Annotated in this window: 13 protein-coding genes; 2 read left to right on the plus strand and 11 right to left on the minus strand. The window is 60.9% G+C overall.

Features of this window, described 5'->3' with window-relative positions; all coding sequences use genetic code 11:
• Position 1 precedes the first annotated feature (1 nt).
• The 7 genes from DK870_RS18325 to DK870_RS18355 form a co-directional block, all read right to left on the minus strand.
• Positions 2–928, minus strand: coding sequence for an aliphatic sulfonate ABC transporter substrate-binding protein (locus tag DK870_RS18325; protein ID WP_060754097.1), 927 nt, complete (start codon positions 926–928; stop codon positions 2–4).
• Entirely contained in the window at positions 928–1,941 is a 1,014-nt protein-coding gene (locus tag DK870_RS18330; protein WP_161549348.1) for an ABC transporter substrate-binding protein, read from the minus strand. The genes DK870_RS18325 and DK870_RS18330 overlap by 1 nt, the downstream gene beginning before the upstream one ends.
• 63 nt (positions 1,942–2,004) lie before the next feature.
• Positions 2,005–4,641 (minus strand): TonB-dependent receptor, encoded by a 2,637-nt coding sequence (locus DK870_RS18335; RefSeq protein ID WP_161549349.1) that lies wholly within the window; start codon positions 4,639–4,641, stop codon positions 2,005–2,007.
• A gap of 241 nt (positions 4,642–4,882) precedes the next feature.
• Positions 4,883–5,827: a FecR domain-containing protein gene (locus DK870_RS18340; protein ID WP_161549350.1), complete on the minus strand. Its 945-nt coding sequence runs from the start codon at positions 5,825–5,827 to the stop codon at positions 4,883–4,885.
• Positions 5,824–6,333, minus strand: coding sequence for a sigma-70 family RNA polymerase sigma factor (locus DK870_RS18345; protein WP_090368967.1), 510 nt, complete (start codon positions 6,331–6,333; stop codon positions 5,824–5,826). Before DK870_RS18345 ends, DK870_RS18340 begins: the two co-directional genes overlap by 4 nt.
• A 108-nt stretch (positions 6,334–6,441) precedes the next feature.
• The gene (locus DK870_RS18350) at positions 6,442–7,233 is read right to left on the minus strand and encodes a phosphate/phosphite/phosphonate ABC transporter substrate-binding protein (RefSeq protein WP_161549351.1); all 792 of its coding nucleotides are present in this window, start codon (positions 7,231–7,233) and stop codon (positions 6,442–6,444) included.
• Between the two features lie 9 nt (positions 7,234–7,242).
• On the minus strand, positions 7,243–8,172 hold the full coding sequence (locus DK870_RS18355; protein WP_090368963.1) for a fatty acid desaturase: 930 nt from the start codon (positions 8,170–8,172) through the stop codon (positions 7,243–7,245).
• Between the two features lie 133 nt (positions 8,173–8,305).
• On the opposite strand from DK870_RS18355, the gene DK870_RS18360 reads away from it, so the two are divergent.
• A complete protein-coding gene (locus DK870_RS18360; RefSeq protein WP_161549352.1) occupies positions 8,306–8,710 on the plus strand; it encodes a GNAT family N-acetyltransferase in 405 nt (134 codons plus the stop codon).
• Between the two features lie 37 nt (positions 8,711–8,747).
• Here the strand turns inward: DK870_RS18360 and def are convergent, their stop codons facing one another.
• The 3 genes from def to DK870_RS18375 all read right to left on the minus strand — a co-directional run bounded on the left by def (position 8,748) and on the right by DK870_RS18375 (position 10,607).
• Positions 8,748–9,287, minus strand: a complete 540-nt coding sequence (gene def / locus DK870_RS18365; RefSeq protein ID WP_060754105.1) for a peptide deformylase — start codon at positions 9,285–9,287, stop codon at positions 8,748–8,750.
• A gap of 3 nt (positions 9,288–9,290) precedes the next feature.
• Positions 9,291–10,241, minus strand: coding sequence for a YihY/virulence factor BrkB family protein (locus DK870_RS18370; RefSeq protein WP_060754106.1), 951 nt, complete (start codon positions 10,239–10,241; stop codon positions 9,291–9,293).
• A 180-nt stretch (positions 10,242–10,421) separates the two neighbouring features.
• The gene (locus DK870_RS18375) at positions 10,422–10,607 is read right to left on the minus strand and encodes a CsbD family protein (RefSeq protein WP_161549353.1); all 186 of its coding nucleotides are present in this window, start codon (positions 10,605–10,607) and stop codon (positions 10,422–10,424) included.
• 200 nt (positions 10,608–10,807) lie between these two features.
• Between DK870_RS18375 and DK870_RS18380 the strand changes: the two genes are divergently transcribed.
• Positions 10,808–11,185 carry a hypothetical protein gene (locus tag DK870_RS18380; RefSeq protein WP_161549354.1) on the plus strand — a complete coding sequence of 126 codons (378 nt, stop codon included), beginning with the start codon at positions 10,808–10,810 and terminating at the stop codon, positions 11,183–11,185.
• Positions 11,186–11,285: 100 nt separating this feature from the next.
• Here the strand turns inward: DK870_RS18380 and fadD1 are convergent, their stop codons facing one another.
• On the minus strand, positions 11,286–12,977 hold the full coding sequence (fadD1, locus tag DK870_RS18385) for a long-chain-fatty-acid--CoA ligase FadD1 (protein ID WP_090368953.1): 1,692 nt from the start codon (positions 12,975–12,977) through the stop codon (positions 11,286–11,288).
• Positions 12,978–13,293: the final 316 nt, after the last annotated feature.

Consider the following 13,293-nt stretch of genomic DNA (forward strand, 5'->3'; position numbering starts at 1 on the left):
ATCAGGGCGCCTTGAACACGGCTTGCTGCACATCGACCTTCTTCGGGATCAGGCCGTTGGCAAGGAACAGGTCGGCAGTGCGTTGCTGGTTGCCGATGTCGACGGCTTGCAGCGGACGAATCGGCGCGGACGAGCGGTGTTCGAAGTAGCTTTTGACCACCGCCGGTTGCAGGCCCAAGGTCTTGGCCATCAACGCGATACTCTGCTCGGGCTGGTCGAGGGACAGGCGCTGCGCCTTGGCCAGCGTCTTGATGATCGCCCCGATGGACTGCGGGTACTGCCTGGCAAACGGGCTACTGACCACGAAGAAACTGCCCGCAGGATTGAGGCCCTGACCGTCACCCAGCACGCGGGCGCTGCCGTCGATTACCGCAGCGGAATAGTACGGGTCCCACACCACCCACGCGTCGACCTTGCCCTGCTCGAACGCAGCACGCCCGTCCGATGGAGACAGGTACACCACATTCACGTCCTTCCATTGCAAACCCGCACGCAGCAGGCTTTTGAGGAACAGGTTGTGGGCGCTGGAGCCCTTGAGCAGCGCCACACGCTTGCCCTTGAGCTGCGCCACGCTCTGCACGCTGCTGGCTTTGGGCACCAGCACCGCTTCGGTCTTGCCCTCGTTGGGCTCTACCGCAAAGTACTGCAAGTCGATGCCGGCCGCCTGGGCGAAGATCGGCGGGATGTCGCCAATGTTTCCGATGTCCAGGCTGCCGCCGTTCAGCGCTTCGATCAAGGGAGGGCCGCCGAGGAATTCAATCCACTGCACCTGGGTGCCGGGCAGCGCTTCTTCGAAGAGTTTGTGTTCGCGGGCCAGCACCATGCTCACCGAGCTTTTCTGGTAACCGATACGCAAGGTGGCGGGATCGGCCGCCGACACTTGGCCGGCCAGCAGGGAAAGAACCACCGCCGTGAAGACTTTAAGCATTAGAGTGCCTCCTTGATTTTGGTCGCCACAGCCGCCGGAACCCATGACTGCCAGACCTGCGGATGGTCTTTAAGGAACGCCTCAGCCACCTGGCGTGGCGGTGTGCGTTTCTCGCTCATTTCGCCGAGCACACTGTTGAGCAGGTCAATCGGCAGGTCGACCTTTTCAAACACGCTGACCAATTGCGGGTACTGCGCCTTGAACGGTGCCGAAACGCCGATTGCCAGGCGAGCCGGCATCGAGCGGGTGCCGATGGGGTTGGGGTTTTTCGCGTCGGACAGGGTTTTCCAGGCCTCGGCGTTGAAGGGCGGCTCTTCCAGCTTGACCAGCTTGAAACGGCCCAGCAGCGGCGTGGGCGACCAGTAATAGAACAACACCGGCTTGCCACGACGGATCGATGACGCGACTTCGGCATCCAGCGCCGCACCGGAGCCGGTGCGGAAGTTGACGAAGCTGTCGGTGAGCTTGTAGGCCTTGAGCTTCTGGCTGTTGACGATCTCCGAGGTCCAGCCGGTAGGGCTGTTGAGGAATCGCCCACGGCTCGGGTCTTCGGGGTCGCGGAACACGTCCTTGTAACGCGGCAGGTCGGCCACCGATTTCAGGTCCGGCGCCAGGGGTTTGATGCCCCGCTCGGCATCGCCCTTGATCACGAACTCCGGTACCCACCAGCCTTCGGTGGCGCCTTTTACGGTGTCGCCGAGGCCGAATACTTTGCCTTCGCTTTCTGCCTTGACCCACGCCGGGCTGCGTCCGGCCCACTCTTCGCCGATCACCTGGATATCATCCTTGGCCAGGGCGGCTTCCAGGCTGACGGTACTGCCCGGCAAGGTGTCGGTGGGCAAGCCGTAGCCTTTCTCGACGATCAGGCGCAGCACCTCGGTGATCAGGCTGCCGCTTTCCCAGGTGATGTCACCGAAGTGGATGGGTTTGACGGCCTCGGCGGCCGTGGTCGGCTGCGATAGAACGGCCAGCGCCAGCAGCGAACCACCGAGCAGCGTTTTAAGTCTTTTCATGCAGAACCTCGTGGTGAATCATTTTCCAGAACACAGAGAACCCCGTGTGGGATTGGAGATCGGTTAAAAGTCATAACTGAGCCGCGTGTAGTAGAACGCCCCTTCCGGCGCCGACGGCGACAGGTAGCTGTATTGCTGGCCAGGGGTCTGGCGCAGGCGAGTGTTGAAGTCATCGGGTTTGCTGTCGAACAGGTTGTTGGCGCCGACGGACACACGCAGTTGCTTGGTGAAGGCGTAGTTCACGTCCAGGTCGGTGGTCCATTGCGCGGCGAAGGTCTGGTCGTATTGCGCGTTGGCTTCGCTGGCGGCGTATTTGCGGTACTCGCCGTAGCGGGTTTCGCTGAGGGCGATGGTCCACGCGCCGATGCGGTGAGTCGCGCCCAGCACCCACTTGTCTTGCGGGTAGCCGTGCTCCAGGAAACCACGGGCTTCACGGGTGAGAATGTCGAAACCGTTGGGGTTCTCGTGGACCTTCTCGATCGTGGTGCGTGACTGGGTGTAACCGGCCGACAGGCTCAGCGCGCCGTACTGCGCCAGGTCCAGGTTGTACTTGCCGACGATGTCCACACCGCGCGTGCGCGTGTTGGCCGCATTGGTCATGAACTGCGCCCAGGTGTATTGGCCGAAGCCGGCCTGTTGCAGAATCTGCTCGGCCCGTGGGCCGGAAATCCCCCCGCTGTAGAGCAGACGGTCACGAATCGAGATCTGATAGGCGTCGATAGTCAGCGAGGCTTGTTCGATCGGACGCAGCACCAGGCCCAAGGAGTAGTTGGTGGACTTTTCGGGCTTGAGCGGCTCGGCGCCCAGGGCACGGGCGGCCGGGTTGTCGGCGGGCAGCATGCGCGTGAGGACCGGGTTGCCGTTGATGTCGACGTTGGTGGTGGTGGTCCACGAGGTGCCGATCTGGCCCAGGGTCGGTGCGCGGAACGAGTTGTTCACCGTGGCGCGCAAGCCCACTTGCGGGGTGAAGTCATAACGCGCCGAAAGCTTGCCGGTGGTGGCCGAGCCGAAGTCCGAGTAGTGCTCGGTCCGCCCGGCGATGCCTACCTGGAATTTGTCGGTGAGCTGATGCTCAAGGCCGAAATACACGCCGCCCACATCACGCTTGTAGGTGCCGGCGTCGTCCGGTGTCAGGCCAGAGGCTTGTACCGCCCCCACCTGCACGCCGTTGATGCCGCCAAACGAGTAGGACTCATAGTCGCCCTCCTCCAGACGATATTGCTCATGACGGTAGGCAATACCTGCCGAGACTGTCAGAGGATGGCTCGACCAATTGACGTCCAGATCCTTGGCGTAATCCAGGCCGATATTGGTCTGGTCATTGACCAGCGTGGCCACGTCGAATTTGGTCGGGCTGTTCAGACCATAGCTGGGGTTGACGGTGTTGAAGGCCAATTCATCGTGTTTGTCGCGACCGTAGGTGGCACTGAGATCGAAGCGACCCAGCGTCTCGTCCTCAAAGCGGGTACCGACGGTGACTGCGCCGTCTTCGTAGCGATAGCGGTACTTGGGAATGGTGCCGTTGGGGTAGATGCCCGGCACGTTGTTCGGGTTATTGGCCAGCAATGGCGGCGTGTTGTTCACCGACTTGTCCTGGCCGAAAGTGGCGAAGCTGTAGAGGCGCCACTGATCGTTCAGGCCAATCTCGGCGTTGGCCGCCAGGTTGAATTTATCGCGCCCGGCGCCGCCCCAGCGGGGGTCTTGCACCTGGCCGTTGGCGACATACTGATCGCCAATGTCGGTGGGTTTGTTGTTAAGGGTGTTGAAACTCAAGGTCAGGAAACCGTCCCCCGGCAAGCCCAGGCCGTACCAGCCGTCCGTGCTTTTGCTGAAACCGTCGCCCTGCGCATATTTGCCCAGCTGGGTGTTCACCTGGCCGCCGCTATCACGCTCCTTGAGCACAATGTTGATCACGCCGGCCACCGCATCCGAACCATATTGAGCCGAGGCGCCATCACGCAGCACTTCGACATGGTCGATGCTGCTGATAGGGATCATGTCCAAGTCCACCGGCTGCGCGCCAATGAACGGCACGCCACCGGAGATGTTCACCACCGCCGAGGCATGCCGGCGCTTGCCGTTGATCAGCACCAACGTCTGGTCCGGCGCCAGGCCGCGCAGGGACGCACCCTTGGGGTTCTGCCCACGGGTGGCGCTCTGGTTCTGCGGGAAGTTGAACGACGGCAGCAGTTGAAAGAGTGCCTGGTTGAGGCTGATGGCGCCGGTCTGTTTGAGTTCTTCGGCGTTGATCACGTCCACCGGGGCCGCGCTGGTGAGTGCGGTGGCGTCACTGCGGCGGGTGCCGATGGCGACTACGCGGTCCAGGGTCGGCGCTTGCGCTGCAGTGGTTTGCACCTTGGCATTGCTGGTGGCGTTTGTGCTCGCGCCCTCCTTGATGATGAACGCACCGTCCGGGCTGACCTGGACTTGCAGGCCGGTGCCCTTGAGCGCGGCGTCCACCGCCTGTTGCGCCGACAGCGAACCGTCCACGCGGGCCGAAGAATAGTTGCCCAGTTGCGGCGTGAACGAGATCACCTGGCCGCTTTGGCGGCTGATGTTGAGCAGCACTTCATCCAGCGGGCCAGGTGCGATGTGGTAGACCTGACGCGCCTCTTCGGCGCTGGCGGTAAACGAGAGAAACAGACTGGCCAATGGCACCAGGGCAAAGGTTCTAAGCGGCACACGGTTGAACTGACTCACTTTGGCTCCCCCCAAGGAAACGCGAGAACGCTGCTCCCCGCAGCGCTTACGCCAGTGATGTGCAACGGCGTGGGGAAACCTTGCAGATCGTTTGGTTATGTCTTTAGAACCCACACCGGATCCCGAAGCGCAGACACAACCCCTGTGGGAGGGGGCTTGCTCCCGATTGCGGTGTATCAGTGCCAAATGCATTGGCTGACACTCCGCAATCGGGAGCAAGCCCCCTCCCACATCAGCGCCATCACGCAGCACTGACGGTCACCCACAAACCGGTGCGGCGGGTGATATGGATCGGCAAGGTCTGCGCCAGGGTGTCGAGTATTTGCTGGGGGTTGTCCAGACGGTACAGGCCACTGACACGTAGACCTGCCACGGCGGGATCCAGGCGCAGCACGCCGTTGTGATAGGGGCGCAGTGCGTCGATGACGTCGGACAGCGGGCGGTCACGCACTTGCAGGAAGCCATCGACCCAGGCGGTGGCGCCGGTGGAACTGGCCTGCACCGGTCCGAAGCCTGCGCGGTCGTAGCGCACCTCATGGCCAGCAGCGAGCTGCAGGCGCTCACCGTTCTGGCCGTCGATTTGCACCGCACCATTCAGGGCGACGACTTGGCCCTGCCCTTCGCGCTCGCGCAGCACAAAGCGGTTGCCGTGGGCGCGCAGACGCGCCTGGTCGGTGTAGATCAGAAAGGGCCGAATGCGGTCGCTGGCGACCTTGGCCAGTAACTCTCCTTCGCGCAGGCGCACAAGCCGCCGTTGCGGGTCGAACTGGATATCCGCCGTACTTTGCGCATTGAGCAATAACTCGCTGCCATCCTCCAGCGTCACCGTGCGGCGCTCGCCGGTGCCGGTGCGGATATCCGCCGTGAGTTCCATCAACGGCAAGCCCAGCGGCATGGCCGACAACGCAGCGCCGAGCGCGACACCGCCGCCTGCCAGCGCAACCTGCAACACCTGGCGACGGCTGGACGGCGCGTCCAACGCCTGCTGCAACACCTGGCCACTCACCCCCTGCGCCAGGGGCACCTGGAATACGCCAAGGCGTGCTTCCAACTGTTTACACAGCGCGTCGTGGCGCGGGTCGGCGGCACGCCATTGTGCGTAGCGCTGCCAGTCGCCCGCCGTAGCCTGGCCGGAACGCAGCAGCACGTGCCAACGTGCGGCGCTGTCGATCAGTTCGTCGTTCATTCCAGGCACAGCCGCAGGCAACGGTTGAAGGCACGGTTCATGTAGTCGCTGACCGAGCGCTGGGAAATCCCCAGCTCGGCGGCGATTTCCGGGTAAGTCAGGCCATTGAGCTGGGACAGCAGGAAGGTCGCCTTGACCTTGGCCGGCAAGCCGTCGAGCAACTGGTCAATGGCTTGCAGCGCCTCAAGCATTTGCGCGAGCTCTTGTGCAGACGGTGCAGTTGAAGCTTCGTCGTTATCAAGTGCACTGAGGTAGGCACGCTCCAGATCACGGCGGCGCCACAACTGGTACACCAGGCGCTGGGCAATGGTGGTGAGCAAGGCGCGAGGCTGGCGGATGGGTACCACACCCGGTGCACTCAGGAGCTGGACAAAAGTATCGGCGGCGATGTCTTCGGCATGTGCGCGGGAATCGAGGTGACGGTGCAAGCGGCCGCACAGCCAGGCGTAATGACTGCGGAATAACCCGCCCACGTAATCGCTGTGAGAAGTGTCGGCGCCGGACATAGTGGCTCCATCTGAGTAGGTTGCACGTTATGTCCGGTGTTCCGGTGAAACGATCCTAGCAAGGCTGCTTATTCTTTAATAATACTTAAAAAGTATTTTTATATAACCTTATCTTAGATCCGCATAGCCACTGGCAATGGCCTGTCGCTGGTAGTCCAGCAGCACCCTGTAGTCGTCCTCGCTGGCCGCAAGCACTTCCTGCACGCCCAAGGTTTCAGCGACCTGCGGCAAATCTTCCAGCGCCTGATTCATCGCCAGGCGTATTGCCGTGACCTGTGCATCCTGCAAGCCCCGCGCGCCGATATACGGCAGGGTCGGGCTCGGCGCGCTGTGCGCGACGATTCGTAGCCCTGCCACTTCCTGCGGGGAGAATCGAGCCAGGTAGTCGTAGGTGACACTGTCGATGGCGGCAAGGTCGGCGCGGTCTTCCCGCAGCCAGCGCAGGCTCTCGCGGTGGGCACCACTGATGTCGACAGTGGCGAAGAAACGCCCATCGCGTTGCAACGGTGCCAGGCGCTCACGCAGCAGGTTCATGCCGCTGTTGGAGTCGTGGCCGTTGATCACACCGCGGCTGTTGTAGAAATCCGCCAGGGTGTGGCGAGGGTTATCATCGCGGGTCAGCAGCAGGCTGCAATGTGCGCCGCCACTGCTGTGGGGCAGCTCATAGCGGGGGCGGCCGATCACTCGGACCTGGCCACGCAGTTGGGTCATCAACGGATAGCCGCAGGTTTGCGCCATCAGCAACTGGGGCGCGAGCCATACGCCAGGCAAGTCAAGGTAGTCGGCGTTGAGACGACGCAGCGCCAGGTGCTCGAAGATGCGCGTCAGCCACTGGTCATTGGCCTGCCGGATCGCCTCGGGCGCGACATACATCCGCAGTTCGGCATAGTGCTCACTCATCGTCATCTCTCACGCAAAAGGGTGCCGGGGGCTATCGATGGCCTTGAGGCCATGGCGGCTGATCAACTCACCGTAGCCTTGCACCAGGAAACCACCGCTGCGGGCCACCCATTGATCACGCCGCGCACGGTAGACCGTGGGCAGCAAGTACCAGGGCAGTTTCGGCAAGTCGTGATGCACCAGGTGCAGGTTGTTGTTGAGGAACAGCCAGGTCCACGGCCAGGACGCTTCGTTGAGGACGGTGCGCTGCTCCGGTTGCGGATGCGGGCGGTGTTCATAGTAGGAACGGATCGAGGCCAGGGACAAGGCTGGCACACTGACCAGCAGCAGGTAGTGCCACACCGACAGCGCGCTGTAGTGGGCGATAAAACTCAGCATCAGCACGGTAACGCCGCCGTGGGCCAGCCACATGGGCCAGACCTGGGGCAGGCGTTGGAACTCATGACGGGCCAGCCGGCCAATCGTCAAGGGCGCCGCCAGCAGAAAGCGGCCGAGCACGGTCTTGGTCAGCCAATGCACGCCACGTTCCAATAGCACACTGTTGTCCCATTGCCGCTGGGTGAGGTAGCGGCTTTCCGGGTCGATGCCGGGCAAGGTCAGGTCTTCATCGTTGTGGTGCAGCAGATGGCTGTCGCGATACAGCGTATAGGGATACCACACGGCAAACGGCGCGTACCCGAGAATCTTATTGAACAGCGGCGATCGGGTGGGGTGGCCATGAAGCAGTTCATGTTGCACCGATAGCCACAGCGTCACGAGCGGAATCAGCAGCAGCGTACTCAACCACCGGCCCAGCCAGTGGCTGCCGAACATCACAGCGAACCATCCAGCGTACACGCCGATCAACAACAGCCAGGTCGGCCATTCGGTTCTGACGGTGAAGGTGTTGGCCAGGGCTTCGATTTCCCGGCGTTGGGTCGGATCAAGGTAATGGGCCATAGGCAGCTCGGAGCAGGTGTTTCCTGCTCTGTGCAATAAGCCGCAAAAATCTTGCAGATCATTGGGTGCTGAGCTTAGAAGCAAACCCATCAAGCGCTACAATCGCCGCCCTCGCCCTCTCACTGGTTTGAACATGCTTATCCAATTGCTCGCAGAACCCATGTGGCCGCTGCTGAACAAGTTTTATCGCAGCCACAATTCGTCGATGAAGGCGCTCAAGGGCGGGCGTCTATGGGTGGCGCGCGACAGCGAAATCGTTGCCGGTCTATGCCTGACGCCGGTGGTCGGCGGGCAGTGGCTGACCGGCGTGTTCGTAGACCCGGCGTATCGTGGCCAGGGGTTGGCCGCGAAGCTGATTCTGGAAGCGGTGGCAGCGTGCGAAGGCACCGTGTGGTTGCTGTGTCATCCGGATCTGGAAGGCCTGTACCAACGCATGGGCTTCACCCAGGACACACTGCTGCCGCAGTCCCTCAGCGAACGGCTGGTGCGCTACAAGCGCAACAAGCCGATGATCGCGATGGGCTTGGATCGTGGGTGATGCGTGATCCGTGCGTCCCCGGTCTTGTATCAGGCCGTCAGTCGTCGGCGGCGGGGTCCATATCGGGAAACATCACCTCGATAAAGCCGAATTTGCTGAAGTCGGTAATCCGCGACGGGTACAACCGGCCGATCAGGTGGTCGCATTCGTGCTGCACCACCCGCGCGTGGAACCCATCGGCAAACCGCACAATCGGCTCGCCCTTGGGGTCGAAACCTTCGTAGCGAATCTGTTGGTAACGGTTCACCGCGCCACGCAAGCCTGGCACCGACAGGCAGCCCTCGTAACCCTCTTCCAGCACCGGGCTGAGCGGCGTGATCAACGGGTTGATCAGGATGGTCTGCGGTACCGGCGGCGCGTCCGGGTAGCGTTCACTGGCCTCGAAACCAAAGATCACCAGTTGCAGGTCGACGCCAATCTGCGGCGCGGCAAGGCCGACACCGCCGACGTGTTCCATGGTCTGGAACATGTCGTCGATCAGTTGCCACAGCTCGGGGCTGTCGAACATTTCCGGTGGCACCGGTGGCGCGATACGCAGCAGGCGCTCGTCGCCCATTTTCAGGATTTCACGGATCATCGATCAGACTTCGTCGGTAGTGGGTTTGGAATGGTCCCGGCCCAGGCCTGAGACGTGGCGTTTTTCATCCGTGCCGGCGGGTTCGTCGAACTGCTTTTCGCCGGGGTCCTTGCCTTCGGCCGACATGTGCTCGATCACCGCATTCATCTCCGCCCCCAGCAACAGCACGGCGGCAGAAATGTAGAAGTACAGGAGCAGCACGATAATCGCACCGATACTGCCGTACATGGCGTTGTAGTCGGCGAAGGTTTTCACGTAATAGCCGAAGCCCAGGGAAGCGACGATCCAGACCACCACGGCCAGCACCGAGCCCGGTGTGATGAAGCGGAATTTCTGCTGTACATCGGGCATCACGTAGTACATGAGGGCCACGGCGAACATCAGCAGGATCACGATCACCGGCCAACGCAGGATGGTCCACAGGGTGACCACGAACTCTTCCATGCCGATCTGCCCGGCGAGCCATTCCATCACTTGCGGGCCCAGCACCATCAACGCGGCGGCGGCGAGGAGCATGCCGGCGATACCGATGGTGTAGAAAACCGACAGGGGAAAACGCTTCCAGATCGGCCGGCCTTCAACGACATCGTAGGCGGCGTTCATCGCGCTCATCATCAGGCGCACACCGGCGGAGGCGGTCCACAAGGCGATCACGATACCCACCGAGAGCAAGCCACCCTTGGACTGCTGCAACTGGTCGATCACCGGGTTGACTTGCTCCAGCGCCTGCGGCGGCAACACCAGTTCCGACTGCAGGCGCAGCCAACTGAAAAAGTCCGGCAGGTGCAGGAAACCAATCAGGGCGATCAGGAACAGCAGGAAGGGGAACAACGAAAACAGCATCTGGTAGGCCAGTGCCGAGGCGTAGGTGGGCATTTCGTCATCGACGAATTCCGTGACGGTGCGCACCAGCACTTTATGGAGCTTGAGACCGTTCAGTACCGGAAAAATCATAGCGTCTCCTTTCGCCGCAAAAGGTTGAGTTCGTGGGCGACTCAGGGGCCGTTTTCTACATCAAGGTAGCCCATTTGGCGACCTTGAAACAATTTCGAAACTTTAACCGCAGCACATGACACAAAAACGGCCATCCGTAGATGGCCGTCGAGCTGCGCAAAACCAGCCTGCGACTCAAGACTACTTGGTCGCTTTTTTCACCGCATCCTTGGTATCACCGACTGCCTTTTCGACCTGGCCTTTCTTTTCCTGCACGACGCCTTCGGCGCGCAGTTTGTCGTTGCCAGTGAACTTGCCGACGCCTTGCTTGATGTTGCCGACGAGCTCGTCTTTCAAACCTTTTGCCTTGTCCGATGTACTGCTCATGGTATCTCTCCGAAGAACAATCAGGTGTTTTGGGCATTGCAAGAAGATGGACCCGAAGCGGTACGGCAGAGTTTCAATTATTTTTTCGGTGCGCATTTCATCGAAAGCGGCAGGTTTGGCTTTATGTTTTGCGGCCAACCCCTGAGAATGCCCGGCACATTCAGGCTATAACGCTGAATAACAGATCCCGTAGGAAGGTTATGAAACTCAATAAAGCACAGGCCATCGCCCGCCGAAACACCGAACTGGGCGGTGCCGTACTCGGCGTCAACAACTGCCACTTCACCGACCTGGACCGCAAGCGCAACATCTGGTGGTTCGACCTGCCGGTAGGCCGCATTGCCGTGGGCCAGTACGAGTGGATTCACCTGCTGATGCACAACGCCGAGAGCGACCAGTTGCTGCACCTGAAGGTGCCGACGGTATTCCTGCGCGAAAATCTCGAAGGGCTGGTGGTGCGCAACGCCGGCAAGCGCAAGCCGGAGATCACCCTTGAGCTGAGCGCCGACAAGGATTCGTTCCTCAAGGACGTACGCCCGGCGGGTGCGGGGTTGAGTTTCGCGCAGTTCGCCCTGTAGACACCGGATTAAAATGCGTGGGGCTTGCTCCCGATAGCAGTGTGTAAGTCAGCACATCAGGTACTGAGCCACCGCTATCGGGAGCAAGCCCCCTTCCACCTTACTTCTTCAGGCCGAGCTTCTTCAGCTCTTCATCGCGCAATTCACGGCGCAGGATCTTGCCCACGTTGGTGGTCGGCAACGCATCGCGGAACTCGACGGCCTTGGGCACCTTGTAGCCGGTGACGTTGGCGCGCATATGCTCCATCACCTGGTCCTTGGTCAGGGTGGCCCCTGGCTTGACCACGATGAAGATCTTGATGTGTTCCCCGGACTTCTCGTCCGGCACGCCGATGGCCGCGCATTGCAGCACGCCCGGCAGGGCTGCCAGCACGTCTTCCAGCTCATTGGGGTAGACGTTGAAACCGGAGACCAGAATCATGTCCTTCTTGCGGTCCACAATGCGCATGTAGCCGTCCGGCTGGATGATCGCGATGTCACCGGTCTTCAGCCAGCCTTCGCTGTCGAGGATCTCGGCGGTGGCGTCTTCGCGCTGCCAATACCCCTTCATCACCTGCGGGCCTTTGATGCACAGCTCGCCGGTTTCGCCCAGCGGCAACTCGGCGCCGTCGTCGGCGATGACTTTGCATACCGTCGACGGTACCGGAATACCGATGGTCCCGATCTGAATGCTCTGGCTCGGGTTGACCGTGGCCACCGGGCTGGTTTCGGTCATGCCATAGCCTTCGCAGATGTTGCAGCCGGTGACGGCCTTCCAACGTTCGGCGGCGGCTAGCTGCAAGGCCATGCCGCCCGACAGGGTGACTTTGAGTGCAGAGAAGTCCAGCTTGCGGAAGCCTTCGTTATTGCACAGCGCCACGAACAAGGTATTCAGCCCGACAAAACCGCTGAACTTCCACTTCGACAGTTCCTTGACCATCGCCGGCAGGTCGCGTGGGTTGCTGATCAGGATGTTGTGGTTGCCGATCAACATCATCGCCATGCAATGAAAGGTGAACGCGTAGATGTGGTACAGCGGCAACGGCGTGATCAGGATCTCGCAACCCTCGTTGAGGTTGGAGCCCATCAGCGCCTTGCACTGCAGCATGTTGGCGACCAGGTTACGATGGGTCAGCATCGCGCCCTTGGCCACGCCGGTGGTGCCGCCGGTGTACTGCAGAACGGCCACATCGCCACTGGCCGGGCTGACGTCGTTGACCGGTTGCCCCTGCCCCTTGGCCAGCACGTCGTTGAACTTGATCGCCTTGGGCAAGTGATAGGCCGGGACCATTTTCTTCACGTACTTGATGACGCTGTTGATCAGCAGGCGCTTGAACGGCGACAACAGGTCAGCGACTTCAGTGACGATCACGTGCTTGACGGAGGTCTTGGGTACGACCTTTTCCGCCAGGTGCGCCATGTTGGCCAGGCAGACCAGGGCCTTGGCCCCGGAATCATTGAATTGGTGTTCCATTTCCCGCGCGGTGTACAGCGGGTTGGTGTTGACCACGATCAGGCCGGCGCGGATGGCGCCGAATACCGCGACCGGGTATTGCAGGACGTTGGGCAGTTGCACGGCGATTCGGTCGCCAGGCTTCAAGTCGGTGTGCTGTTGCAGGTAGGCGGCAAAGGCGCCGGACAATTCGTACAGTTCACCGTAGGTGATCGTCTTGCCCAGGTTGCTGAAAGCCGGTTTGTTGGCGAAGCGCTGGCAGGACTGTTTCAGTACCGCCTGAATATTCTGATACTCGTCTGGATTGATTTGTGCAGCAATCCCGGCGGGGTACTTATCCTTCCAAAAGTCTTCGTTCATGGAAGCCCACTCCTCAGCGACGCGAATTCATCATCGCATTTGATGCGATTATTATTGGTGTATGTTTTTTTAGGTGAGTCTGGCGCTTTCAAGCAGGCCGAGAAGTCACAAAGCGCGCCGAGAGTAGCAGCTTTGCCAAGGGCCGCCTAGAGCCAAAAGAGAGCCCTACAGTCATAAACACGACTGTCCTACAATATTTGGTCACACTTAAAACATTGACCGCACGTACCAGAGAAACGCTCTGGAATAGGCTTTTCAGGGCAAAAAAACAATCTGGGAGGGGGCTTGCTGTGGCGAGGGAGCTTGCTCCCGTTGA

Source organism: Pseudomonas sp. Q1, from assembly GCF_009935975.1.
GTDB classification, from domain to species: Bacteria; Pseudomonadota; Gammaproteobacteria; order Pseudomonadales; family Pseudomonadaceae; genus Aquipseudomonas; species Aquipseudomonas palleroniana.